The 24,634-nt window shown below is 64.4% G+C and carries 31 protein-coding genes; 27 read left to right on the top strand and 4 right to left on the bottom strand.

The window, feature by feature from the left end:
- Positions 1-62: 62 nt before the first annotated feature.
- Both CHB69_RS11625 and CHB69_RS11620 read left to right on the top strand, forming a co-directional pair.
- Positions 63-479, top strand: a complete 417-nt coding sequence (locus tag CHB69_RS11625) for a hypothetical protein (protein WP_089216172.1) — start codon at positions 63-65, stop codon at positions 477-479.
- Entirely contained in the window at positions 472-1,116 is a 645-nt protein-coding gene (locus CHB69_RS11620; protein ID WP_089216315.1) for an antitoxin of toxin-antitoxin stability system, read from the top strand. Before CHB69_RS11625 ends, CHB69_RS11620 begins: the two co-directional genes overlap by 8 nt.
- A 6-nt stretch (positions 1,117-1,122) precedes the next feature.
- On the opposite strand, the gene CHB69_RS11615 is transcribed toward CHB69_RS11620, so the two are convergent.
- Positions 1,123-1,554, bottom strand: a complete 432-nt coding sequence (locus CHB69_RS11615; protein ID WP_245836738.1) for a hypothetical protein — start codon at positions 1,552-1,554, stop codon at positions 1,123-1,125.
- Positions 1,555-1,797: 243 nt separating this feature from the next.
- Between CHB69_RS11615 and CHB69_RS11610 the strand changes: the two genes are divergently transcribed.
- Complete coding sequence (locus CHB69_RS11610) at positions 1,798-2,121, top strand: DUF4326 domain-containing protein (RefSeq protein ID WP_089216171.1); 324 nt, start codon at positions 1,798-1,800, stop codon at positions 2,119-2,121.
- Here CHB69_RS11610 and CHB69_RS11605 read toward each other — a convergent pair whose 3' ends face one another.
- Complete coding sequence (locus CHB69_RS11605) at positions 2,122-2,511, bottom strand: type II toxin-antitoxin system VapC family toxin (protein ID WP_089216170.1); 390 nt, start codon at positions 2,509-2,511, stop codon at positions 2,122-2,124.
- On the bottom strand, positions 2,498-2,773 hold the full coding sequence (locus CHB69_RS20400; RefSeq protein WP_245836737.1) for an AbrB/MazE/SpoVT family DNA-binding domain-containing protein: 276 nt from the start codon (positions 2,771-2,773) through the stop codon (positions 2,498-2,500). Before CHB69_RS20400 ends, CHB69_RS11605 begins: the two co-directional genes overlap by 14 nt.
- Positions 2,774-3,099: 326 nt before the next feature.
- Here CHB69_RS20400 and CHB69_RS11595 point away from each other — a divergent pair, with 326 nt between their 5' ends.
- The 6 genes from CHB69_RS11595 (at position 3,100) to CHB69_RS11570 (ending at position 11,366) form a co-directional block, all read left to right on the top strand.
- Positions 3,100-7,428, top strand: coding sequence for a strawberry notch family protein (locus CHB69_RS11595; RefSeq protein ID WP_089216169.1), 4,329 nt, complete (start codon positions 3,100-3,102; stop codon positions 7,426-7,428).
- Entirely contained in the window at positions 7,428-8,462 is a 1,035-nt protein-coding gene (locus tag CHB69_RS11590) for a DUF7146 domain-containing protein (protein ID WP_089216168.1), read from the top strand. Before CHB69_RS11595 ends, CHB69_RS11590 begins: the two co-directional genes overlap by 1 nt.
- A 294-nt stretch (positions 8,463-8,756) precedes the next feature.
- A complete protein-coding gene (locus CHB69_RS11585; RefSeq protein WP_031294190.1) occupies positions 8,757-9,680 on the top strand; it encodes a DUF2493 domain-containing protein in 924 nt (307 codons plus the stop codon).
- A 132-nt stretch (positions 9,681-9,812) separates the two neighbouring features.
- A complete protein-coding gene (locus CHB69_RS11580) occupies positions 9,813-10,277 on the top strand; it encodes a nuclear transport factor 2 family protein (protein WP_089216167.1) in 465 nt (154 codons plus the stop codon).
- Between the two features lie 2 nt (positions 10,278-10,279).
- Positions 10,280-10,867 (top strand): TetR/AcrR family transcriptional regulator, encoded by a 588-nt coding sequence (locus CHB69_RS11575; protein WP_089216166.1) that lies wholly within the window; start codon positions 10,280-10,282, stop codon positions 10,865-10,867.
- Positions 10,868-11,174: 307 nt separating this feature from the next.
- Positions 11,175-11,366, top strand: coding sequence for a hypothetical protein (locus CHB69_RS11570; RefSeq protein ID WP_089216165.1), 192 nt, complete (start codon positions 11,175-11,177; stop codon positions 11,364-11,366).
- Between the two features lie 84 nt (positions 11,367-11,450).
- On the opposite strand, the gene CHB69_RS11565 is transcribed toward CHB69_RS11570, so the two are convergent.
- Complete coding sequence (locus tag CHB69_RS11565) at positions 11,451-11,660, bottom strand: hypothetical protein (RefSeq protein WP_021316514.1); 210 nt, start codon at positions 11,658-11,660, stop codon at positions 11,451-11,453.
- Between the two features lie 324 nt (positions 11,661-11,984).
- On the opposite strand from CHB69_RS11565, the gene CHB69_RS20120 reads away from it, so the two are divergent.
- The 18 genes from CHB69_RS20120 (at position 11,985) to CHB69_RS11480 (ending at position 24,503) form a co-directional block, all read left to right on the top strand.
- Complete coding sequence (locus tag CHB69_RS20120; protein ID WP_170935529.1) at positions 11,985-12,152, top strand: hypothetical protein; 168 nt, start codon at positions 11,985-11,987, stop codon at positions 12,150-12,152.
- 198 nt (positions 12,153-12,350) lie between these two features.
- Positions 12,351-12,734, top strand: a complete 384-nt coding sequence (locus tag CHB69_RS11560; protein ID WP_425442418.1) for a hypothetical protein — start codon at positions 12,351-12,353, stop codon at positions 12,732-12,734.
- Positions 12,735-13,295: 561 nt separating this feature from the next.
- Positions 13,296-13,622 carry a DUF736 domain-containing protein gene (locus CHB69_RS11550; RefSeq protein ID WP_089216312.1) on the top strand — a complete coding sequence of 109 codons (327 nt, stop codon included), beginning with the start codon at positions 13,296-13,298 and terminating at the stop codon, positions 13,620-13,622.
- A gap of 185 nt (positions 13,623-13,807) precedes the next feature.
- The gene (locus CHB69_RS11545; RefSeq protein WP_089216164.1) at positions 13,808-14,104 is read left to right on the top strand and encodes a helix-turn-helix domain-containing protein; all 297 of its coding nucleotides are present in this window, start codon (positions 13,808-13,810) and stop codon (positions 14,102-14,104) included.
- 40 nt (positions 14,105-14,144) lie between these two features.
- On the top strand, positions 14,145-14,408 hold the full coding sequence (locus tag CHB69_RS11540) for a DNA -binding domain-containing protein (RefSeq protein ID WP_021316519.1): 264 nt from the start codon (positions 14,145-14,147) through the stop codon (positions 14,406-14,408).
- Positions 14,409-14,540: 132 nt separating this feature from the next.
- Positions 14,541-14,840 (top strand): transcriptional regulator domain-containing protein, encoded by a 300-nt coding sequence (locus CHB69_RS20800; protein ID WP_425442417.1) that lies wholly within the window; start codon positions 14,541-14,543, stop codon positions 14,838-14,840.
- Between the two features lie 94 nt (positions 14,841-14,934).
- Positions 14,935-15,306, top strand: coding sequence for a DUF2285 domain-containing protein (locus tag CHB69_RS11535; RefSeq protein ID WP_089216163.1), 372 nt, complete (start codon positions 14,935-14,937; stop codon positions 15,304-15,306).
- A 140-nt stretch (positions 15,307-15,446) separates the two neighbouring features.
- Positions 15,447-15,728 carry a helix-turn-helix transcriptional regulator gene (locus CHB69_RS11530; protein ID WP_089216162.1) on the top strand — a complete coding sequence of 94 codons (282 nt, stop codon included), beginning with the start codon at positions 15,447-15,449 and terminating at the stop codon, positions 15,726-15,728.
- Between the two features lie 11 nt (positions 15,729-15,739).
- Positions 15,740-16,627: a replication initiator protein A gene (locus CHB69_RS11525; protein WP_021316522.1), complete on the top strand. Its 888-nt coding sequence runs from the start codon at positions 15,740-15,742 to the stop codon at positions 16,625-16,627.
- 208 nt (positions 16,628-16,835) lie between these two features.
- Entirely contained in the window at positions 16,836-17,474 is a 639-nt protein-coding gene (gene parA, locus CHB69_RS11520; protein WP_089216161.1) for a ParA family partition ATPase, read from the top strand.
- Complete coding sequence (locus tag CHB69_RS11515) at positions 17,471-17,725, top strand: hypothetical protein (RefSeq protein WP_089216160.1); 255 nt, start codon at positions 17,471-17,473, stop codon at positions 17,723-17,725. The genes parA and CHB69_RS11515 overlap by 4 nt, the downstream gene beginning before the upstream one ends.
- Positions 17,722-18,243, top strand: coding sequence for a DUF2840 domain-containing protein (locus tag CHB69_RS11510; RefSeq protein WP_089216159.1), 522 nt, complete (start codon positions 17,722-17,724; stop codon positions 18,241-18,243). Before CHB69_RS11515 ends, CHB69_RS11510 begins: the two co-directional genes overlap by 4 nt.
- Positions 18,240-18,785, top strand: a complete 546-nt coding sequence (locus CHB69_RS11505; RefSeq protein ID WP_089216158.1) for a S26 family signal peptidase — start codon at positions 18,240-18,242, stop codon at positions 18,783-18,785. Before CHB69_RS11510 ends, CHB69_RS11505 begins: the two co-directional genes overlap by 4 nt.
- A complete protein-coding gene (locus CHB69_RS11500) occupies positions 18,751-19,179 on the top strand; it encodes a DUF736 domain-containing protein (RefSeq protein ID WP_425442416.1) in 429 nt (142 codons plus the stop codon). Before CHB69_RS11505 ends, CHB69_RS11500 begins: the two co-directional genes overlap by 35 nt.
- A 108-nt stretch (positions 19,180-19,287) precedes the next feature.
- Positions 19,288-19,947 carry a lytic transglycosylase domain-containing protein gene (locus CHB69_RS11495; RefSeq protein ID WP_342746774.1) on the top strand — a complete coding sequence of 220 codons (660 nt, stop codon included), beginning with the start codon at positions 19,288-19,290 and terminating at the stop codon, positions 19,945-19,947.
- Between the two features lie 243 nt (positions 19,948-20,190).
- A complete protein-coding gene (locus CHB69_RS11490; RefSeq protein WP_089216156.1) occupies positions 20,191-21,930 on the top strand; it encodes a relaxase/mobilization nuclease domain-containing protein in 1,740 nt (579 codons plus the stop codon).
- A gap of 161 nt (positions 21,931-22,091) precedes the next feature.
- Entirely contained in the window at positions 22,092-24,071 is a 1,980-nt protein-coding gene (locus CHB69_RS11485; RefSeq protein ID WP_089216155.1) for a conjugal transfer protein TraG, read from the top strand.
- Between the two features lie 3 nt (positions 24,072-24,074).
- A complete protein-coding gene (locus CHB69_RS11480) occupies positions 24,075-24,503 on the top strand; it encodes a CopG family transcriptional regulator (protein ID WP_089216154.1) in 429 nt (142 codons plus the stop codon).
- Positions 24,504-24,634 lie beyond the last annotated feature (131 nt).

The following is a 24,634-nucleotide window of genomic DNA, read 5'->3' as shown; positions in this document are numbered from 1 at the left end:
CCGATCTCACCATCAATCCCGCCCGGCCAGCGCGCCGGGCGTTTTCGTTTCAGGAGTCCCTCATGGCCGACTATTTCACCCATTTCTCCTGCGTGCTCGATGTCGGAACGCTCGACAACGCGGCCCGCGCACTCGATCTCTACAACCGCCTGTCCGACGAAAACGCATCGGAAGATCCGCCATCCGAAGGGTTCGATCTTTCCATCGTTCCCGAACATGGCGGCACCAGCCTCTGGATCCGCGACGATGTCACCGGCGACCCGGAGCATGTCATCCAGTTCGTCAAGCGCTGTGCCAGCGCGTTCGGCCTCACCGGACGGTGGGGGTTCCAATACGCCAATACTTGCTCGCGCCCCCGCGTCGGCGCGTTCGGCGGTGGCGCCCATGTTCTCGATCTCGCCACCGGCAAGACCGTGGCGTGGACCTACACCGGAGGCTGGCTCGACGAGGTGCTCGATGGAGGCGATCCCGATGCCTGAGATCATCGAAACCACCGTCTATCAGCTCGATGAGCTCGCGGACGCCGCCAAAGACGAAGCCCGCGCATGGTATCGGCAGACCGGCTTCGAGCATGACTGGTTCGAGTTCGTCTTCGACGATTTCGAACGCATCTGCGCCATATTTGGAATAGAGCTGCGAACTTACCCGGTCCGCCTCTACGGCGGTGGCGCAAGGCAGAAGCCGTGCATTTTCTTCTCCGGGTTCTGGAGTCAGGGCGACGGGGCCTGCTTTGAAGGGCGCTATCGCTATGCCAAGGCCGCTCCCCGCGAGATTCGGGGCTATGCGCCGAAAGATGGCGAGCTGCACCGGATTGCCGATGCTCTGCAGGCGGTCCAGCGGCGCAACTTCTACCAGCTTCATGCCAGCATCGTTCACCGGGATCGCTACTACCATGAATATTGCATGGCGATCGGAGTCGAGCGCGACAGCCCGACCTGGCAGGACATGACGGCCGATGCAGAAGATGCAGTGATCGAGACGCTGCGCGATCTGGCGCGCTGGCTCTATCGCCAGCTCGAAGCCGAATATGAGTATCAGTCCTCCGACACCTCCGTCGACGAGGCGATCCTCGCCAACGGCTACACCTTCACGGAGAACGGACGCCGGTTCGGATAGCAGTCGTTACCAGACGGCCACTTCCCATTGGCCGTTCACGCGGGCAAAACCGATCGCCCGGTTCTGCGGCGTCGCGTTCGGCTTGGTCGGGTCGAGCACGACCTGGGTCATGCACATCACGCCCGGGCCGATTCCACCGGGCGAGCAGTCGCCGAGCTTCAACGTCGCATGAGAGAGCACCGTCCCCGTGAACAGACGATGTCGGCGCACGGCCTCCGTCGCTTCCTCCTCGGTCGGCTGTGCGATCCCGGCCGCCGCGGCAGGCGACGCCGAGGCGGGCGCGATAGCGGGCCGCAGAATGAATCCGGCCACAAAGCCGATAACGAGGCAGGCGGCCGCCACAATCCCGATCGTGTTTCCTCTCACCACGCTCTCCTCGAAACCCAATGGCGGCGCACTCTCATCATTCCCGATGTCAGCGGAACCGCGGTGCGCCATCTTATGAATAAGCGATCATAGCCCCTTCGGCCTGGCCCCGAAACAACGACCGTCTATCGACCGAACGGTTCGACCGATCTTCTGCACCTGACACCTCCGTGCGCTTGCGGCTTTCCTGGCTGGAGGCGGCGCGACGCAGGTCAACGGACAAGCCGTTCCCGCGCGCCAGGGCGCTGGCGTGACCCCCGCCGCCTGACCGCCCTCCGCCCGTCGTTCGCCGCAACGCGAACTGGAGGCGAGGCAATGTGCAGAGTGTTGAACAAGCATCGGTCGGGCGTTCCGACCGGGGCCGTCTATATCGGCCGGGGCAGCAAATGGGGCAATCCGTTCCGCATTGGTCGGGATGGTGATCGCGCGACCGTCATCGCGAAATACGAGCGCTGGCTCGCGAGCCAGACTCATCTGCTGCGCGCGCTCGACGAGCTGCGCGGTCGCGACCTCGTCTGTTTCTGCGCGCCGCTGCCCTGCCATGGCGATCTGCTTCGCAGGCTCGCCAATGCCAGCCGGGAGGAGCGGATCGCATGGTGGCGCGAGGCGGCACGACCCTCATCGCACGCCGCTGAATGATCATGGCGTCTCGACGGGGATCGGCGCTCGTCCCTTGGCACGTTTGGCCAGCTTGCGATCGAAACTTAGAAAGACGTTGCAATGACCGGCTTTGGCGAGATGGAGCGCGTCGGCGAAATCCATGCCCTCGCTCATCCAGTCGAGCGCCTGCGCCAGGATCGCCGGCTCCTCAATGGTAATGCCCGGCAAGCCGGCCAGCCCACGCAAGCCATCAGCAATCCGAGACGGCGCAATACCATAGCCGCTGCGCAGCACCCACTCGCTTTCGAGCAGCACCGTCGTTGCGATGAAGATATCACCGGCTTCAATCGCGGCGCGTGCGGCCTTGGCCTGGCGCTTGTCGTCGGCGGTCAGAAAACGAACGACGACATTGGTGTCAATCGCGCGCACGCCGCGCCGCCTCCGCCGCGACCGCAGCGTCCATCTCATCAATCGACTTCGCCCGACCTTCAAAGGCGAGCGAACCGAACACCGCTTCGACGGTCGCGGGCGCAAAGGCAGGCTCCGGTTTCAGCAGCACACCCTCCGACGTGCTCTCCACCGTCAGGCGCGTGCCAGCGGGCCAATGCCGCAAGTCGCGGATCGCCTTGGGCAGAATGACCTGGCCCTTGGTTGATATGACAGTCGTCAGCCGATCCTGTGCGGTGGCCACGGCGAACCTCCTTAAATGTAAGACGTAAGTAAGATAGCTTGAAAAGGCGAAATCGGCAACAGCTTCGGCGCATCCGGACAAACCGTATAAGCCGTCCATCAACATAAGTCGTTGGGCGGCTTTGCTTATCTTGGACGAGCGACTTCCTCTGCGCGCCACTCTCCTGCCACGACTTCAATGCCCGTCGCACCGCGGGGATCGCGGGATGGCGGGGCCTGACGGCCGCCGCCCGAGAGGAAGAGGACAGCCGGGACGGATTTGAGCCGGTCCGGTCGAGAGAGAGCGCCGGTCAGCTCGTCCTTCTCCGCTCTCCCGAGGTTCCCATCATGAACAACGCTTCCGCACAGGCGGCCGCTCAGGCCGCCTCGCTCCCGCTCGCGCCGGAGACCCCGCCGGCTCGCGCCGTTCTTGCCGCCGCCGAGCAGGTTCTGCCCCATCTCGAACAGGGTCGGCCGGTCGACGCCGCGACGCTGCGCGCCGCCATGGAGACCGCCTTCGGCGCGTCTGACGCGAGCGGTGCCTGGGACTGGAAGACTGCTTACGACGCCTGCGAAGCCGCCACCGTCCTGTTCCTGCGCAAATACGGAAAGGCGCTCTTCCGTAAATCCGCTTCGCCGGCTCTGCGGCTTTCCGCTCTGGCCAAAATCACCGGCCTTTTGCCGACTCATACGCGCCGGTCCGAGCAGGCGCAGGCCTTTCAGCAGTTTTCTACGCCCCTGCCGCTGGGCCTCGCGGCGCTGACCGCGGCCGCGCTGACGCCGGCCGACCGCGTGCTGGAGCCCTCGGCCGGCACCGGCCTTCTGGCGATCCTCGCCGAGATTGCGGGCGCGACGCTCGATCTCAACGAACTGGCCGAGACACGCGCCGACCTGCTTTCCGCTCTCTTTCCGGCCATACCGCTCACGCGCTTCGACGCGGCCCAGATCGACGACCATCTGGATCCGGCCACCGTCCCAAGCGTCGTCATCATGAATCCGCCCTTCTCGGTGATGGCCAATGTTTCCGGGCGGATGGGCGACGCCGCCTATCGGCACATCGCCTCCGCTCTCGCACGACTTGCTCCGGGCGGCCGCCTCGTCGCGATCACCGGCGCCAATTTCTCGCCGGAGGCTCCGGCCTGGCGAGACAGTTTCATCCGGTTGCAGGAGCGCGGCCGCATCGTGTTCACCGCCGCGATCGCGGGCTCTGTCTATGCCAAGCATGGCACGACCATCGAGACGCGTCTGACCGTCATCGACAAGCGTCCCGCCGAAGACAAAGCGCGCTTTCCCGAATCCGCCGGGGTCGCGCCCGATGTCACGACGCTCCTGCAATGGCTGGATAACCTGCTTCCCCCGCGCATGAGCTGCTCGCTGCCAAGCGTGCCCGTCGTGGCTGGCGCTATGCCCCGCACGGTGCGCGGCTATCTCGCCCGCACGGCCAGGGTGCAGCCGCCTCGCGGCATTGCCGCGCCCGACGGCCTGCCGCTCAGCTACGAGCCGGTCGACTGGACGCCGCCCGAGGGCGCACGCCTGTCTGACTCGATCTACGAACCCTATGCGCTCCAGTCGATCCGCCTTCCCGGCGCGCAGCCCCATCCGACCAAGCTCGTGCAATCCGCAGCCATGGCATCGGTCGCGCCGCCCAAGCCGAGCTACCGACCGACGCTTCCGGCCGCGCTCGTCTCCGAGGGCATTCTCTCCGATGCGCAACTCGAAACGGTCATCTATGCCGGCGAAGCGCATGGTGAATATCTCGCCGGCGCCTGGACCGTGGATGAGACCTGCGATGTGGTTTCCGCAGCTTCCGATGATGCGGCCCACAGCGTCCGCTTCCGCCGCGGCTTCATGCTCGGCGACGGCACCGGTGCCGGCAAGGGCCGCCAGTCGGCCGGGATCATCCTCGACAACTGGCTCCAGGGCCGCCGCAAGGCCGTCTGGATCTCGAAGTCCGACAAGCTGCTCGAGGACGCCCAGCGCGACTGGTCGGCGCTTGGCATGGAGCGCTTGCTGGTCACGCCGCTGTCGCGCTTTCCGCAGGGCACGTCCATCCGGCTTGCCGAAGGCATCCTTTTTACCACCTATGCCACGCTACGGTCCGACGACCGGGGAGAAAAGCTTTCCCGCGTCAAGCAGATCGTCGAATGGTTGGGCTCCGACTTCGATGGAGTGATCATTTTCGACGAGAGCCACGCCATGCAAAACGCCGGCGGCGGAAAAAGTGAACGCGGCGACGTCGCCCCCTCGCAGCAGGGCCGTGCCGGACTCAGGCTCCAGCACGCGCTCCCTAATGCGCGTGTCGTCTACGTCTCGGCAACCGGGGCAACCACCGTCCACAATCTCGCTTACGCCCAGCGGCTTGGCCTGTGGGGAGGGGAGGATTTCCCCTTCGCCAACCGCGCCGAGTTCATCGAGGCAGTCGAGAATGGCGGCGTCGCGGCAATGGAAGTGCTCGCCCGCGACCTGCGCGCACTCGGCCTCTACACGGCCCGGTCGCTCTCCTATGACGGTGTCGAATATGAGCTGGTCGAGCACCAGCTTACTGCTGAGCAGACCCGCATCTACGACGCCTATGCCGGCGCCTTCGCCATCATCCACAATCATCTCGACGCAGCCATGCAGGCCGCCAATATCACCGGCGCGACAGGCACCCTCAACCGGCAGGCGAAAGCCGCCGCCCGCTCGGCCTTCGAAAGCGCCAAACAGCGTTTCTTCGGCCATCTGCTGACGAGCATGAAGACACCGACGCTGATCCGCTCAATCGAGCAGGATCTCGCCACTGGCCATGCCGCCGTCATCCAGATCGTTTCGACCGGCGAGGCCCTGATGGAGCGTCGTCTGGCCGAAGTCCCGACCGAAGAATGGAATGATATTCGCGTGGATATCACGCCCCGCGAATATGTCCTGGATTACCTTGCCCATTCCTTCCCGGTGCAGCTCTACGAGCCGTTCACCGACAGCGAAGGCAATCTCTCGTCTCGCCCCGTCTATCACGATGGACAACCCGTCGAGAGCCGCGAAGCCGTCGCCCGCCGCGACGAGCTGATCGAGCGGCTCGCAGCGCTAGCGCCCGTTCCCGGCGCGCTCGATCAGATCGTCCAGCGGTTCGGCACGGAGATGGTCGCCGAAGTCACCGGCCGATCACGCCGCGTCGTCCGCAAGGGCGAGCGCCTCGTCGTCGAGAACCGCGCGGCATCCGCCAATCTCGCCGAGGCGGCCGCCTTCATGGATGACCAGAAGCGCGTGCTGATCTTTTCGGACGCTGGCGGCACCGGACGCAGTTATCATGCCGATCTTGCGGCCCGGAACCAGCGCCTGCGCGTTCATTATCTGCTTGAGCCGGGCTGGAAAGCCGATGCCGCCATCCAGGGTCTCGGCCGCACCAACCGCACAAACCAGGCGCAGCCGCCGCTGTTTCGGCCAGTCGCCACCGGCGTCAAGGCCGAGAAGCGCTTTCTCTCCACAATCGCCCGCCGGCTCGACACGCTCGGCGCCATCACGCGCGGGCAGCGCCAGACCGGGGGTCAGGGCCTTTTCCGGCCCGAAGACAATCTCGAATCGCATTACGCGCGCGATGCGCTCCGCCAGCTCTATCTGCTGCTCGTTCGCGGCAAGGTCGATGGCTGCTCGCTCGACCGCTTTGAATCGGCGACCGGCCTCCGCTTGACCGACGACAATGGCATCAAGGACGAACTGCCGCCGATCACGACGTTCCTCAATCGCCTGCTGGCGCTGACCATCGAGCTGCAGGGCGTGTTGTTCACTGCCTTCGAACAATTGCTCAACGCCAAGATCGAAGGCGCCATCCGCGCCGGCATATACGATGTCGGGCTCGAAACCCTGCGTGCGGAAAGCTTCGTCGTCACCGACAGCGACGTCATCCATACGCATCCGGGGACCGGGGCGGAGACGCGCCTGCTCACGATCTCATGCCGCGAGCGCAATCACCCCACGACCCTGGCCGACGCCCTCGACCATCTTGGCGATCCGCGCGCGCGGCTGCTGGTCAATGGTCGCTCACATCGCGCCGCCGTTCAGGTGCCGGCATCCGCGATCATGCTCGACGATGGCGAAATCGAGCGGCGCGTCTGCCTCATCCGGCCGATGGAACGGCACTATGCACCCTTGCACATGATGGCCGAAAGCCATTGGCAGGAAGTCGGCCGCGACGCTTTCGCCAAGGCCTGGCATGCCGAGATTGCCGACGTCCCCGAATTCTCCGAAAGCACGATCCACATCGTCGCCGGCCTGCTGTTGCCTATCTGGAAGCGCCTCCCCGACGAATCCACCCGCGTCTATCGGCTCCAGACCGACGCTGGCGAGCGCATCATCGGGCGACGGGTCTCCCCGGCATGGGCGGCAAACGCCGCCACCACGGGGGCCACGACCCTCGCACCTGACCACGCTTTTTCCGCGTTGATGGACGGGACGACCACTCTCGATCTTGCCGAGGGGCTCCAATTGCGTCGCGCGCGCGTGATGGGCAGCTATCGCATGGAACTGAGCGGCTTTACCGAAGCGATGCGGGAGCGTCTGCGCGCCTATGGCCTGTTCAGCGAGATCATCTCGTGGAAACTGCGCTTCTTCGTCCCGGTCGACACCACCGGTCCCGTCGTTCTCGCCAAGCTGCTCGATACCTATCCGGTCGCGCGCATCATCGAGCGGGAGGCAGCCTGATGGCCCGGGAGAACCCGTCCGATCTCGCACACCGCCTTGGCCGCCAGGCCGAGGCGGTGTGCCGTCACTATCTCGCCAGCGGTCGCCGCGAAGGCCGCTACTGGCTGGTAGGGGACGCGCGCAACACGCCCGGCCGTTCCATGTATGTCCGGCTCAAGGATTCTCCCAAGGGACCGGCGGGAAAATGGACCGATGCCGCGACAGGGGAACATGGCGATCTACTCGACGTCATCCGCGAGAGCTGCGGCCTCATCGACTTCAAGGATGTCGCCGACGAAGCCCGGACGTTCCTCGCCATGCCACCGCCTGAGCCGGAGCCGCGCCCCCATGAGCGCCGCACTCCAGCACCTGTCGGCTCGCCCGAAGCGGCTCGCCGTCTCATCAAAATGGCGCAGCCGATTTCGGGCACGATCGTCACGACCTATTTGCACGAACGCGGGATTACGGATTTGCGCGGAACCGGAAGCCTGCACTACCACCCGCGCTGCTACTACCGACCGGATGACTATTCGCCGACCGAGACATGGCCGGCGATGATCGCGGCAGTCACCGATCTGAACGGACGAATCACGGGGGCGCATCGCACCTGGCTCGACCCCCAACGCCCGGATAAGGCACCGATCGAAACGCCGCGACGAGCGATGGGCGACCTGCTCGGCAACGCCGTCCGCTTCGGCCTCGGCACCGAGGTCATGGCCGCCGGCGAAGGCATCGAGACCGTCCTGTCGCTCCGCCAGATCGCCGATATGCCAATGATGGCCGCACTCTCCGCAGCCCATCTCGCCGCTTGCCAGTTCCCCGACACGCTGCGCCGGCTCTACATCGCCCGCGACAATGACCCTGCAGGCGACGGCGCGCGCGATAGCCTGGTCGAACGAGCGGACGCAGCCGGAATCGAGGCGGTGGTGCTGTCGCCGCGGCTCGGCGACTTCAACGAGGACCTCCGCAAGCTTGGCCGCGATGCCCTTGGCGCACTGGTTCGCCCCCAATTCGTTCCACAGGACGTCGCCCGCTTCATGACGCTCGCGGCATAGGTCGGCGGAAGGGCCGGTGGCGGCTGCGAGCCGCCGCGCGCCCGGATGCATCCTGACAGCGGAGAGGACCGCGCCTCGGCCTTCCAAAGGGCGATCGGCCCACAAACGGGCCGAGCCGGCAATGGCGGCGGCCGACTATTTTCCGGCGGCCCTTCGGGCCTTTCCATCGCGAACCAAAATAGCCGGCCTTTGCCATCAAGGGCTTCGCTTCGCTCAGCCTGCCAGCCCGGCCCGTCCGTGGGCTTCGTCGCCATGAAGGCCGCGACGGTCGCGGTCCAACCCACGGAGCATCCCATGACGGAGCGCGACGACCATGAACCGCACCACGACTCTTCTCCCACCGACCATGTCCTCAACGAACTTCAGCTCTATGGCTACCGACCGTTCGAGGACGAGCCCGACCAGCGCCTCCTTCCAGAGGGCAACGAAGTGGCCCGCGCGATCGCCGACATCTTCGATGCGCTGATCTCGACTTTGGAAGACACCCGCCTCGAACCCGACCTCGACGATCTCCTCTGGTCGACCGTCAACACCTTCCAACGCGCCGCGGCGCGGGTCGATCGCGACCTCGACACCAACGAGCAGGCGCAGAAGCGGTCCCAGAAGCAGCAAGACGGCAGCGAGGTAAAATCGGTCGAACTGGAACGTCTCATCGCCGAGGGGAAGACACTGGTGGAGCGCCAGGCGGCATTCGAACTCATGCGCGACGAGGCCGCCGAACACTATGAGCGCCAGGTCGGCAAGGCGTGGCTCCCGCGCAGCGGATCGAAGGTCAATCACCGTAATCTCACCGCGACGATGATCGACAGCCGCGACTTCGTCATGGCGAAGAAACGCGCCGAACAGCAAGTGCTGCTACCTCCCGGTCCCAAGATCGTCGTCACCGGCGGGCTCGATTTCAACGATCATCGGCTCATCTGGGCGAAGCTCGACCAGGTCCACCAAAAGCACCCCGACATGGTGCTGATCCACGGCAAGGCGCCCAAGGGCGCCCCCAAGATCGCATCGCTCTGGGCGAAGAACCGCAACGTGCCCCAGATCGGCTTCGCACCCGACTGGACCAAGCACGGACGCGCTGCCCCCTTCAAACGCAATGACGAAATGCTGGAGATCGTGCCGAAGGGCGTCCTGCACTTCCCCGGCACTGGCATCGACGACAACCTTGCCGACAAGGCCAAAAAGCTCGGCATTCCTGTCTGGAAGTTCGGCGGCGCGTGAGCGCCGCCGCCATGCTCGACTGGAATTTACTTTGGCCCGCACTCGACAATCGCACTTCAGTCCTGGCGATTGACGTTGGTGATCGGCTCTTGTACCGAACGGTACAAGACAGTTCTCCTAAGGAATTCCGACATGAGCCGACCTCCGCTTCCGCCTTTCACAGCCGAAACCGCCACGCAAAAGGCCCGGCTCGCTGAAGACGCATGGAACAGTCGCGATCCGGAAAAGGTCGCGCAGGCTTACACGATCGACAGCGTCTGGCGGAACCGCAGCGAGTTCGTGACGGGGCATGAGCAAATCATCCCCTTCCTGGCACGCAAATGGGCCAAGGAGCTCGACTATCGACTCATCAAGGAGGTCTGGGCCTGGCAAGACCGTCGCATTGCGGTTCGCTTCGCTTATGAGTGGCACGATGACAGCGGCACCTGGTTCCGCTCTTATGGCAATGAAAATTGGGAGTTCGACGATGCTGGGCTGATGGCCCGCCGGATCGCCTCCATCAACGATCGCCCGATTGCGGCAAGCGAGCGTCTGTTCACCTGGCCTCTGGGCCGACGGCCGGACGACCATCCCTCGCTCAGCGCGCTCGATCTCTGAGCATGTCACGCACGGCCACGGATCGGGCCGACGCGCTGCCGGCCTTGGCGGAAGTCTTTCGCGAACATGGCCATGCGGGCGCGAGCCTGTCGCGCATTTCCGCAGCGACCGGTCTGGGCAAGGGGAGCCTCTATAACTTCTTCCCCGGCGGCAAGGACGAAATGATGGCCGCCGTTCTCGCCGATATTGCGGACTGGTTTGAGGCGGCGATCTTTTCCGCGCTGGAGCTGTCCGACGACCCGGTACGGGCGATCGCAGCAATGATCCGGGACGTAGACACTTATTTCAACTCGGGTGGCCGGGTCTGCCTCGTGGGCACGTTGGGTCTCAGCGCGTCCCGTGACCCCTTCACCAAATCGATAAGGCTCTATTTCGCACGGTGGATCGCCGCGCTCGCCACATGCATCGCAAAGGGTAGTGTGCCAGGCAATGAGGCAAGCACGCTGGCTGAACGGACCGTGGCCGGAATTCAGGGCGCCATCGTCCTCGCTCGGGCGCTCGACGATGAAAACACCTTCAGGCGCATCCTTCGCCATCACGAAAAGACGATGCTCGATGCGATTGCAGCGCATCGCTCGCGGCATTCCTAGATCGCACCTCTTAAGATCGGAATGGCTCCAACGCCGCGATGCCCGCGATACGACCATGACCGGGTTCTCATCCAGTCCCATCACAAAACCCTATGCGACCTGTTGCAAAGTGGTTCCGTCCCCAAGCCACGGCGCCGTCTCCGACCTGGCGGTGTCTCTCAGACGCGACGCGACATAAGGCGCCGGTCGCCTCGAACAATCAACCCACGAGGGGGTTCCCCGAGCCAGCTCGGTGATTGCAGCGTCCGGCCCCTATCCCACGACGGCGCTGCGACACCTTCCGCAGAAACGAAACGGAGAACGACCGATGGCAACGAACGCGAACCCCTATCATTCACAGGACATTGTCGTCTGGCCGGACGGGGGCTGGGCCACGCTCGAAGAGGTCCGTCTCGGAGAATTCGCGCACAGGTCGGACGACTATGAAATCGTTCGGCTCGAAGACGGCGACCGGCTCCGCGCGCTGGGCCTCGCCGAGCAGCTCGATATCCGCTCCTGAAACGCGGCGGCATGCAAGCACCGCAGCCTCACACGATTTAACCGACCGTAAAGGTGGGAAGGCGCCATTTCGCGACGCCGCCTCTCAGGTCGGATCGCCGGTAACGGCGATCCGAGCCGCGCGCGCATAATGCGCGAGCTCGCTATCATTCTCGATCAGATCCTCGAGCAGTGCTTTCATATCGGTCTGATCGGAGCTCGACTGAAATGGTCCAGGCTGCCTCTCGATCGCAAGCACCGCGATGGCGAGCGCCTTTTTCACCAGATGCAGGTCGCGTCCCGCAAACTCGGCCATATGCCTATCCTTCGTACTGCCTTCCCAACACCCACCTCACGATAGCCCAAATGCGGATCGGGGCGTGACTCACAAATCGCCCGGTCAACAGGTCATCGATGGACATCGACGTCCGTGGCTCGGTTCGCGGACAACCACCCCCGCCGCGTTGGCGCTGATCCTTGGTCAGACTGATCGCTTGACGCCATCAACCCGTAAAGGGTCGGCTACGCAAAGCGTGCCGCCGCTCCGGCCTTGCCTGCGCGGTGATTGCAGCGCCCAGCCCGACGCTTCGGGCGCCTGTCAGCGGGGGATGGACCTCCGCTCAAGACAGGAGCCGCACCAATGTCCTTCCACGATGCTCACGCCTTCGCCTTCAGCCTCGCCAGCACTCTCATGACGGCGATCGTAATCTTCCGGGCCGGCGACGGCACAGTCTCGGTCATGCCAGCCAATGAATATGACGGCGAAAGCACCGCCATCCTCGATGAAATCGACCCTTTCGCCTCGTGAATACGACAAGGCCGTGCGGCTGAGCGAATTCATTTCTCGGTTTTCGCTCCCGGCACGGCCGATTTTCTGCTACTTCAATTCGTGCGCCGAGGTGGTGGTGGCAGGCGCGACCGTCAGAATACTCTTACGGAGACCACCACTATGATTATCCTGTCCATCCTTGCCTCCTTCGCCGCCATAGGCGCGATCTGCTGGCTCTTGTTCACGCTGGCCGTGTTCGCGCTCCCGGCTTTCGTCGGGGTCACCGTCGGCGTCTGGGCGCACGCCAGCGGCGCCGGCCTGATCGGCGCCTTTCTTGTCGGTGTTCTCGCCGCAGGGGCGACGCTCACCATTGGTCATCTATTGATCGGTTTTCTCCGGCCCTTGTGGCTGAAGGTCCTGGTCGCCCTTGCCTTTGTGGCGCCCGCGGCCGTCGCGGGCTTCCACGCGACCCACGGCATCGTCAAGCATCTCATGCCTTCCGAAACCTGGCAGCTCGCCTTTTCGATCATCGGCGCCATCGCGGTCGGCGTGACGGCACTTCTCCGCGTCACCGGAATGACAGCCCCAGACCCGTCAGCGCAGCAGATCGCCAGAGCCTGAGTCGCCGGGCAACGGTCAGGCGGTCGAGTAGAGCGCGTCATGCCGTGACTCGTCGTCGAACTGTGCGGTTGGGGAAGCGTCGTGCGCAATCACTCGCAGAGCGCAGCGCGGCATTGACCCTCACACGGCTGCTGGCGGGTGGCGCAGCGGCATTGCCGGGAGGGACGGGCCGTGCGCGTAGGCCAGCGGCGCACTGGCGTAGCACAGTTTCCTTGCCGGACGCCAAGGCAGGCGAGCCGATGCCGTAAGCGGCGGCGCCTCAGGTCCAAGGCGGGCAGCCAGTTCCTCCTTGCCGGAGCTCCTGTCTCAAGCGCACCAACACGGTCTCTTCAATGGCCTGATCTGGCCGAACGCCGGCTTCGCCTCGATCGCCTATGCCGCAACAGCGGCGTCACAACTTTCTTCCCCTGGCGGCTGTGCCGCCATTCCGCGCGGAACAAGAAAGTTCCTCCTTTGCTGTCATGCCCCTGACGGGGTGCGTCGTCGATCGCCTCCGGCCTGTCGATCGCCATCGAGACCGCAATGGTGCGGGCTCGAAACGTCGAAGCAAGGAGAACTCACATGGCTACCATCGGCACCTTCAAGAAGACCGCCTCCAACGAATTCACCGGCGAAATCGTCACCCTCTCGGTCCAGGCCAAGAACGTCCGCATCGTCCCCGAAGCTCGCACCACCGGCGAGAACGCTCCCAGCCACCGCGTCTTCGTCGGCCGCGCCGAAATCGGCGCCGCCTGGTCCAAGCAGTCGAACGAGGGCCGCGACTATCTCGGCCTCAAGCTCGACGATCCGAGCTTCACCGCTCCGATCTACGCCAACCTCTTCGACGACGAGGACGGCGAGAGCTTCAGCCTCATCTGGTCGCGCCCGAACCGCCGCAACGGCGACTAAGGCCCCACCGATGCCCCGCCCGAGATCGGGCGGGGCATTATTCTTGTTCCTGACCGAATCGGATTTCACCCGGATAGGCGAACCTCATGGTCGCAAAGCGAATAGCGCTGGAATTCGGCGACGAAAGCGACTATTTTAGTCGTAGTTCTGGCGTGCGCGTGTCTCCGAATGGGAGGTGATCATGCATGATCACCGCCCGACAATCGCGGGCCGCACGCGCGTTGCTGGGTTGGACACAGGAGACGCTCGCTGACAAGGCCCGAATATCCCTGACCGCGCTCAAGCGCCTCGAATCCGAAAACGGGCTCCAGGTGTACGAGACGACGCGCGATCAGGTGCGCCGTGCCCTCGAAGGAAGTGGCATCGTCCTACTCAATTCCGACAAGGGGGAGGGCGTCATGCTGGTCAGGTCCGAGGACATGTCCGCCAGAGCCAGCGCTCGGCCACCGGCCCCTTCGCCGCGCCGCTCAACTAATGGTTAACAAATAGCTCCAAAATGCATATAGTCTGTACGTGAGCAACATGATCCAAAATAGCTTTCTCGATGCACCGCCGCAAAGCGAGACGCTCACGCCCTATGACCGCGAGCATCTTTCGACCTATCTGCGCCTGCTCGACGCCGAAGCCGACGGTGCGCTCTGGCAGGACGTGGTCGAAACCGTATTCGGCCTCGATCCCAGAACCGAGCCCGACCGATCCGCCCAAGTCTATGCCACGCACATCGCCCGGGCCAGGTGGATGACCGAAAACGGCTACCGCCACCTGATCCAGACCCGGTTCCACTGACCGCCCGCATCGCGTGATGCAGGTCCTGCATCACGCGATGCGGGCTTCGTACTTCCCGTCACCGTCCCGAACTGGAATCCTGCGCCTCCAAAATTTTGCGCTTCATGTGCAACTATCGGGGAGGACACGATTATGCCCCAACATGGCACCTGGCGGTCCGCTTCCGCCTATGACTATGTCGAGGAGCTCGATCCGGAAGAACTGGCCTGGGAGTTTCTGCGGCGCAATCGGCAGTACCAGGCCGAGTATCAGCAATTGACCGGCGCGGCCCGACTGGACGCGAGCGCTGACACGGGTATCTGCGCCAAATGGGGGTTACGATTTCGCGACGGACCCGAAGCTACGCGCGATCGATGCCGCGATCTTCTGGGCGGCAGCCGCCGATCCGGGGACACTCCACTTCGCACCGCTATCCGAATCCCTCGCCTATAGCCCGTTCCCAGTTCCTGCCGAGATCGCGCATGAGCGGTCGGCTCCGGAAGGGACGTACCACTATCTCCAGATCAGACACACACGCTTCTACGTCATGGCCGAACATGGCGCCGACCCCAGCGCACCCATCGGACTGGTGATCGCGATCGGTTCCGACACCGATGATCGCATCGAGACGGTGGGCCGCTTCTGGTCCGCGTTGCAGAAGAACAAGCCACGCGAAGACCCGCGCGCGACGCCCCAACGCCGCCATCGTCTCCGGCAGATGTTGCGCGCGATCGACGCCTGGATGGAGGCGGTCCCTTATCGCCGGATCGCGGCCGTCCTGTTCCCCGACGATGACATCGAGGCCCGCTCCTGGGTCGGCAATCCTGTAAGAGAAACAACAATCCGTCTCGTTCGGGATGGAAAGTCGCTCGTCAACGGCGGCTATCGCGCCTTGTTGCGTCGCTCCCGCCGCTCCTGATCCACTGAGCCGCGCATGCGCGGCCCGTGTCGATTTTAGCGAGCGATCTTCGACATCGCGCGGGCGCCTCCGCCTCGCCACCGTGCTCTCGATCCGCCGCTGACCCCCAGCGGCACGAAACGAGACCATGGAGCCTTCTTATGGCCGAGACCGCCGCCGGCTTTCCGCCACGCTACCTACGCTCACCCGAAGCCGCGCGCTTTCTCGGCCTCTCCAACCGCACCCTCGAAAAACATCGCACCTATGGCACCGGCCCCGCCTATCGCAAGCTCGGCGGCCGCGTCGTCTACGCGCTCGACGATCTGCAGGCCTGGGCCGAAAGCGGGACCGTCACCTCGACTTCCGATCCGCGTGGCGCCGTGCTCCCGGCAAAGCCAAAAGCCAACGCCGCGCATCGCGCTGCCGGCCGCAGCTCGCGCTGACCATCACTGCCATGTCGTCCCGGCATCACCACCGCGAGGAACGCGCGCAGCTCGATCTGTTCCGCGCGCTCCCTGGCGATCTCGCGCCGCGCGACGCGCAGGATCTCATGGCTTATCCTTTCTTCTCGCTCGCCAAGTCGAAGCGCCTGGCGCCGATCGACTTCAAGGCCGGTTCCATCGTCATCCGCGTCGAGGCCGTCGCAGAGCATGGCATGGCGACGATATGGGATGCTGACATCCTGATCTGGGCGGCCTCGCAAATCGTCGAAGCGCGCGACCTCGGCCTGCGGCCGTCGCGCCTCATGGCGACGACGCCCTACGAAATCCTCAACTTCATCGGCCGCGGCGTGTCGCTACGCGACTACGACCGCCTGAAAGCGGCGCTGGACCGGCTTCAGTCCACCACCGTAGCCACCTCCATTCGCCAGATCTCCGAGCGGCGGATGCACCGCTTCTCCTGGATCAACGAATGGAAGGAGCGCGCCGACCATCGCGGCCGACCGCTCGGCCTCGAACTGATCGTTCCCGACTGGTTTTACGGCGCGGTGCTTGACGACGCGCTCGTCCTCACCATCGACCGCAATTATTTCGGCCTCACCGGCGGGCTCGAACGCTGGCTTTACCGCCTCGTGCGCAAGCACGGCGGCCGCCAGGAATTCGGCTGGAGCTTCGACTTCCCGCATCTCCACGCCAAGTCCGGGAGCCTCTCGCCGCTCAAGCACTTCGCTTACGACCTGCGCGCCATCGTCCGCCGCCAGCCGCTCCCCGGCTACCGGCTCACCATCGAGCAATGCGGCGGTGGACCCGAAATTCTTTCCTTCGCACCGACCGACCCGGATGCCCTGGGCATCCCGCGTCGCCGACGCCGCCGCAAATCACGTCCTGGGGATAAGCTGTGAATTGTCTCGTGCTATCAGGGACCGGCGCTATCGTGCCATCAGGGACCCGATCCTCGTGCTATCGGGGACCGAAATCGACGAATCCTCGCTGTGAATCAGTACGTTGTCAGCCCTGTAACTTATCTAACCTAGATTCCTTCGGAATCTGTCTAACGCAGCAGCATCATTCGCGTGCTGTGGACACCTCCGCGTTTCGCGGGAGCCGGTCATGATCGTCGCGCTGCTCAACCAGAAGGGCGGTGTCGGCAAGACGACGCTCGCTCTGCATCTTGCCGGCGAATGGGCGCGTCATGGCCAGCGCGTTACGCTGATCGACGCAGACCCCCAGGGATCGGCGCTCGACTGGTCGCAGCAGCGCAGCCGGGAGGGACTGGCACGGCTGTTCGGCGTCGTCGGCCTGGCCCGCGATACGCTCCACCGTGAAGCGCCGGAACTGGCCCGCGACTGCGACCATGTCGTCATCGATGGCCCGCCCCGTGTCGCCAACCTGATGCGCTCGGCGCTTCTCGCGGCCGATCTCGTGCTGATCCCGGTGCAGCCGTCGCCGCTCGATGGGTGGGCCTCGGCAGAGATGCTTTCCCTGCTCAGCGAGGCGCGCATCTATCGCCCGCAGCTCGCCGCCCGCTTCGTGCTCAACCGCTGCGCGGCGCGCACGGTGCTCGCCCGTGAAACCGCCGAGACGCTGGCCGATCATGAGCCGCCCTTGCTCTCCGCCACGATTGGCCAGCGCATCGTCTTCGCCGATGCCCTGCAGACCGGCCGACTTGCCGCCGAGCAGGACGAGGCGTGCCCCGGCGCGCGCGAAATCACGCGGCTCGCGGCCGACGTCGCGAGGATCTGTGCATGAGTGAGCATTCCCCCAAACGCCGCTTCGCGTCTCGCCCCGGCGATGCCGAAAGCTGGATCAAGGCGCCCGAGCGGCACGCGCGGCAGGGTCAAGCTGGTGAGGCTTTCACGGCCAGGCTGACGATCGATGTCACCGCCGACATGCGTGGGCGCATCAAGATCGCCGCGTTCCAGCGCGGCCAGACCGTTGCCGACATGCTGCGCGAACTATTCGAGCGTGAATTTCCATCCCAGTCAGGAGAAGCATCATGACCGCGCTTGTTGCCGCACCTATGTCGGCCGGCGGTGCCGACGCAAACGCGCCGACCGACGACCTCACCCAGGTCGAACTCGTCTGGATCGAGAAGCGGACCGAGCACTGGATCCGCTTCGGCCGCGACGTAGGCGAACAAATCCTCGACCGCCGCAGACGCATTGTCTTCTTCGCTCCCGGCGCGGTGTTCGCGCTCGTGCGCTGGGCATCGAACGACTATGGAACCATATTCTCCCGGCTCGACATCGTGCGCGCCGTCCGCACCGGCGAGGCATTTCAAACACACCCCACCGTAATGCCCGGCGGCGCCGTTCTCTTGCGCGCGAACGGCTGGCCCGACGTCGAGCGCGTGCTCCAGATCATCGATGCGATCGAGGCGGCCGGCATCGATCCGGTGGACGCCGCGCCGGATCATTGGCGCCACGTCCACAACCGGCTGGCCGCCGGCGAAACGCCGCGCGCCTACACGCTGGCTCGCCATCGCGCATTCGGCATGCGCCGGGAGATCGGCGTATGACCCGCTTCGGTTATGTGATGGCGACCTATTTCGCGACGATGGGCGTCGCGATCGCCTCGTTCGTCGCGCTCCCGACGAAGCTCGTCTGGAACGCGTCAGCCAGCACACCCATCGGCCTTTACACAATCGCACCGGATCGGTCGCCGCAGCTCGGCGATCTGGTCGCCGTGCGCGCGCCAGAACCGCTTGAGAGCTTCATGGTCAGGCGCGGCTATATCGGTCGAAGCGTGCCGCTCATGAAGCATGTTGCCGCGATTGCCGGACAGCGCGTCTGCCGCAACGGCCACACGATCACGGTCGATGCCGAACCGTTGGGCGAAGCGCTTGCGCGCGATCGTCTCGGCCGCGCGCTGCCCGTCTGGAAGGGATGCCGCGTCCTCGCCAAGGACGAGCTGTTCCTGATGAACTGGCAGGTCCGCGACAGTCTCGACGGCCGCTATTTCGGTCCTCTGCCCGTCGCTGCGGTCATCGGCCGAGCCACTCCACTCTACACCGACGAGGACGGCGATGGCCGCTTCGTCTGGCGCGCGCCGACGCGGTGACGACGCACGCCTGGTCATCCTCACCGCCCATCCCAAGGAAGAAACCATGTCTCTCATCGGTCAATTCACCCGCGATGATTCCGGCTTCATCGGCCATCTCGACACACTCTTGCTGCACCAGGATATCATCATCCTTCCCGCCGAACCTTCCGAGGCCGAGAACGCGCCCCATTTTCGCGTTCACATCTTCGACGGCATGAACAACGAAGCCGGCCCGGAGATCGGAGCGGGCTGGAATCGCACTGGCGACAAAGCCGGCGACTATGTCTCGCTTCAGTTCGACGATCCGAGCTTCGGGCAGCCTATCCGCGCCAACCTGTTCCAGTCGTCCGACGATAAATCCTCCTGGGTGCTGCACTGGAATCGCCCGCCCAAACGCGGCGAGCGGGATTGAAAAATGCCAGCCTGCCGCAATCAACGTGTCGCCGGGCGGTTCACCGCCGTCCGGCTGACAGTCCTCCTTTTCCTTTCCGGTCTTGTTCTGACCGGCGCTCCTGCCGCCTTGGTCGAGGCGCAGACGCCGCCGCCGACCGCCGGTTCGATCCGCGATCCTTATGCGCCCTTCGTTACCGAGGCGGCGCAGCGGTTCGGCATTCCCGAGGCGTGGATTTATGCTGTCATGCGTATCGAGAGTCGAGGCGATGCGCGCGCGATCTCACCCAAAGGCGCGATGGGCCTCATGCAGATCATGCCTGCCACCTGGACAGTGTTGCGCGCGCGATATGGGCTGGGCAGCGATCCCTATGATCCGCGCGACAACATCCTTGCCGGCGCCGCTTACTTGCGCGAAATGCACGACCGTTACGGCGCACCCGGCTTTCTCGCGGCCTATAATGCCGGTCCCGGCCGATATGAGGCATATCGCGCGACCGGCCGTCCATTGCCGGCTGAAACGGTCACCTATGTTGCGATGATCGCACCGCGGATCGGTGCTCAAGGCCGCATCGCTCCCGTTGCTGTCGCCGCGCCCGACCCCCTCGCATGGATGCGTGCGCCGCTATTCGTCGCCCGCACCGGCAGCAGTCCGGTTGCGGATGACGAGCAGAATTTCAGCGCTTCGATGGCATCCACAACACCGTCGGCTGCGCGCGAAATTGCTCCTGTTGAGACCGCCTCCAGCGACCTGTTCGTGCGCCAGGCGGATGGAGCACGCGGGCAATGATAGGGATGCGGCCAGATCGCGTCGTGGCGAAGCGCAGCGTGGAAGAGGCGGCATGGCGGGGAAGGACGAGCACCACAACCGGACGATGGCAGGATAAAAGGGCGCACATTGTGCGCCGGTCGGTCGGTTGGTTTTCTGGGCGTTTTGCCTGCGCTCCGCACATTGTCCACGCGTGGCACAATGTGCGCTCCGAGCTCAGAGCAGCGGATTTCCGTCATTTTTCGCACAGTGTCGAGCGATTTCATGGCCGATGAACGCGAGTTCCGTATCCGGCCTGGCCGTATCCGCTCGACGCGTGCGCAGGCGGCACGGCCCTTCATCGCGCAAGCATTGGCAGCCGCAAAGAAAGCGGGTGGCGGGGTGTCGCGATCCGGGCGCATCACGTCCGGCAATCGCTCGCGCTTCGGCCACGGCCAGCGCGCCAGCATCCAGGCCAACCGCCTCATCACCGCGCGATCGCGGGGCGCCGTCATCAAGGCGCGCGTGGTACGCCAATCGGCACGCACGGCGCCGCTCGCTACCCATCTCGATTACCTGCGCCGCGATGGCGTCACCCGGGATGGGGAAAAGGCGCGGCTGTTCGGACCGGGAGAGGAGGACACGGATGGCCGCGCCTTTGCCGAGCGGTGCGAGGGCGACCGGCATCATTTCCGCTTCATCGTCTCACCCGACGACGCGCTGGAAATGTCCGATCTGCGATCCTTCACAATGGAACTCGCGGGTCAGATGGAAAGAGATCTCGGCACCAGCCTTGACTGGGTGGCGGTCGATCACTGGAACACCGAGCATCCGCATGTCCATCTCATCGTGCGCGGCGTGCGGGACGACGGCCAGGATCTCGTCATCTCGCGCGACTATATCAAGCAAGGCATGCGCGACAGGGCGCGCGATCTCATCACCCAGGAGCTTGGCCCGCGCACCGATCTCGACATCCGGCGCAGTCTTGAAAATCAGATCGCATCCGAACGCTTGACGCAGCTCGACCGCCAGCTCCTTCGCGACGGTCGTCGCACCGGCATCATCGATGTCGCACCCCCGGCTGGCGAACAGCCCGACGCATTCCACGCGCTCAAGGTCGGGCGCCTGCGCAAGCTCGAAGCACTCGGCCTCGCCGAGCAGATCGGTGCCGGCCAATGGACGATCGACGACAAGGCCGAGGCAACGCTGCGCGAACTCGGTGAACGCGGCGACATCATCAAGCGCATGCACCATGCGTTGACGGCACGCGGTATCGAGCGCGGATCAGCGGATTATGTACTGGCGGCTGAAAGTCTCGATGCGCCGATTGTCGGCCGCCTGGTCGAGCGCGGCGTTGATGACGAACTCAAGGGCAGCGCCTATGCCGTGGTCGACGGCATCGATGGACGGAGCCATCACATCAGGCTCGCTGATCTCAACGCCGCCGGCGACAGTGCTCCAGGTTCGATCGTCGAGCTGCGCGCCTATGACGATTCGCGCGGCCAGCGCCGTGTCGCGCTCGCGGTGCGCTCGGATCTCGATATCGAACATCAGGTAACCGCGACCGGCGCAACCTGGCTCGATCGGCAGAACATCTCGCGAGACCCCGTAGCGCTGTCCGAGAGCGGGTTCGGCGCCGAGGTCCGCAATGCCCTCGACCGCCGTGCGGAACATTTAGTCGAGCAGGGCTTCGCCGAGCGGCAAGGTCGGCGCACAGTCTTCGCTCGCAGTCTCCTCGAGACGCTGCGGCGCCGCGACGTGGAGGCGCTGGGCGAGAAACTCGCCGAGCAGACCGGCCAGTCTTTCCAGCGCACCGAAAGCGGTGAGTATGTCGCCGGCACTTATCGTCGCCGCTTCACGCTTTCCTCTGGCCGCTTTGCGATGATCGACGATGGTCTCGGCTTTCAACTCGTACCCTGGACACCCTCGATGGAAAAGCATCTTGGCCACCACATGTCCGGCGTTGGGCGCGGCGATGGCGGAGTCGACTGGAGCTTCGCTCGCCAGCGAGGACTCGGCCGTTGAGCGCGGGTGTCGAGCCAAGCGCAAAGCGCCAAAGCGCGGTCGGCTCCGCACACCCGCCGTTGTGTATCCGTTAGCCGCCGTTCCCACGATCGCCGGGCGGCAGGTCTTGTCCGCGCTGCTCCTGCCTCCCAGCGTAGTGCTATTTGCGCGGGTTATTGCTCATGTCAGGCACGAAAATTCTCTGGGGCCAGATCCTCATCGTATTCACAATCGTCGTCGCCACGACCTGGGCGGCGACGGAGTGGACGGCATATCGGCTCGGCTTTCAGCCTCAGCTCGGGACGCCATGGTTCGAAATCGCCGGTTGGCCGGTCTATTATCCGCCTTCCTTCTTCTGGTGGTGGTATTTCTACGACGCCTACGCGCCGCCGATCTTTGTCGAAGGCGCCTATATTGCCGCGTCCGGAGGATTCATCGCCATCGCGGTCGCGATCCTCATGTCGATCTGGCGCGCACGCGAAGCGCGCAATGTCTTTACCTATGGATCGGCGCGATGGGCAAACCAGGATGAAGTCGAGGCGGCCGGGCTCCTCGGTCCCGATGGCGTCGTTCTTGGAAAGCTCAGAAACGATTACCTGCGCCACGAGGGGCCGGAGCATATCTTGTGCTTCGCCCCGACGCGATCCGGCAAGGGCGTCGGGCTCGTCATACCCTCGCTACTCACTTGGCCCGGATCCGCCATCGTCCACGACATCAAGGGAGAGAATTGGCAACTCACGGCGGGTTTTCGCGCGCGGCACGGCCGTGTGCTGCTCTTCGACCCGACCAATGCGAAATCGGCTGCCTACAATCCGCTTCTGGAGGTCCGGAAAGGGGAATGGGAGGTGCGCGACGTTCAGAATATCGCCGATATCCTGGTCGATCCGGAAGGGTCGCTCGAAAAGCGCAACCACTGGGAAAAAACCAGTCACGCGCTCTTGGTCGGCGCAATCCTGCATGTCCTCTACGCCGAACAGGATAAGACCTTGGCCGGCGTTGCTGCCTTTCTGTCCGATCCCCGACGGCCGATAGAGTCAACCCTGGCCGCGATGATGAAGACCGCTCACCTGGGTGAGGCCGGCCCACACCCGGTCATCGCCAGCGCCGCCCGCGAGTTGTTGAACAAGTCCGAGAACGAGCGCTCCGGCGTACTTTCAACAGCCATGTCGTTCCTTGGCCTTTACCGCGATCCCGTGGTCGCGCGCGTAACGCGCCGCTGCGACTGGCGCATCACCGATATGGTCGGCGGCAGGCACCCCACGACGCTTTATCTCGTCGTGCCTCCCTCCGACATCAACCGCACGAAGCCCTTGATCCGCTTGATCCTCAATCAGATCGGGCGGCGGCTGACCGAAGACCTGCACGCGAAGACCGCTCGTCACAAACTTCTGCTGATGCTCGACGAGTTCCCGGCGCTCGGCCGTCTCGACTTCTTCGAGAGCGCGCTCGCCTTCATGGCGGGTTACGGGCTCAAGAGCTTCCTGATCGCGCAATCGTTGAACCAGATCGAAAAAGCCTATGGGCCGAACAACTCGATCCTCGATAATTGCCATGTCCGGGTGAGCTTCGCCACCAACGACGAGCGAACCGCCAAGCGCGTGTCAGATGCACTTGGCACCGCAACCGAGATGCGGGCGATGAAAAACTACGCAGGGCATCGCCTCTCGCCTTGGCTCGGACACCTCATGGTGTCGCGGCAGGAAACCGCGCGGCCGCTGCTTACGCCCGGCGAGGTCATGCAGCTCCCTGCCGCCGATGAAATCATCATGGTGGCTGGCACTCCGCCGATCCGGGCGAAGAAAGTGCGCTATTTCGAAGACAGGCGCTTCGGGGAGCGCATCCTGGCACCGCCGGCAACGACGGCATCGCCCAGAGCGAAGGCCGATGACTGGACGAACCTGCCATTGCCTGCCGTCCCGCAAGTCAGAGCCGATAGGAGCCCGTCCGACGACGAAGACACGACCGGTTCGGAGCCTCGGCGCCAGCCTGAGCTCGACCGCACGAAGCCGGTCGAAAAGAAGCCGCCGCTCGAAAATGAGTTCGATTTTGACGCGGCCGATGACGATCAGGAAACCCCGGCGCGCAACAATCGAATGAGCCGGATGATGCAACGCGTGGCACGACAGGTTTCAATGGACCCGAAAGACGGCCTGGAGCTCTGAAGCATGTCAGGTCGAAGGAAGAAAACGCAAATCTCGGTCTATCTCGACCCGGAAGTCATGACGATGCTTGCCGATTATGCGGCTCGCCGTGACCGCTCGCAGTCCATGGTTGCCGAAGCCGCGATCGCCTCGTTCCTCTCTCCCGACGACGCGGAACGACGCGAGGCCGTAATCGCCAAACGGCTCGACCAGCTCGATCGCCGCATGGCCCGCCTCGAACGCGATCTCGGGATTTCCGTCGAAACATTGGCTGTGTTCGTTCGCTTCTGGCTCACGACGACGCCGGCACTACCCGAGCCGGCCGCCCAAGCGGCCCGGGCCAAGGCGGGAGAGCGTTATGAGGCATTCGTAGCCGCGCTGGGCCGGCGCCTCGCCAAGGGGCCAAAGCTGCGGCAGGAGATCTCCGAGGATATTAGTCCCTCCGGTGATTGAGAGGCTCGCCATATCCTGGTGCCGCTGTCCGATTCGCTTTCCTTGCGCCTAAGTTACTCGACCGTTCGCTGAACGGAATCCGCCGATTCCCTGTCTTTCTACGCTACAGCACGATGGCCACGCATCGGTTG

The organism is Sphingopyxis indica (genome assembly GCF_900188185.1).
GTDB classification, from domain to species: Bacteria; Pseudomonadota; Alphaproteobacteria; order Sphingomonadales; family Sphingomonadaceae; genus Sphingopyxis; species Sphingopyxis indica.
This window is presented reverse-complemented; position numbering and strand designations above follow the sequence as displayed.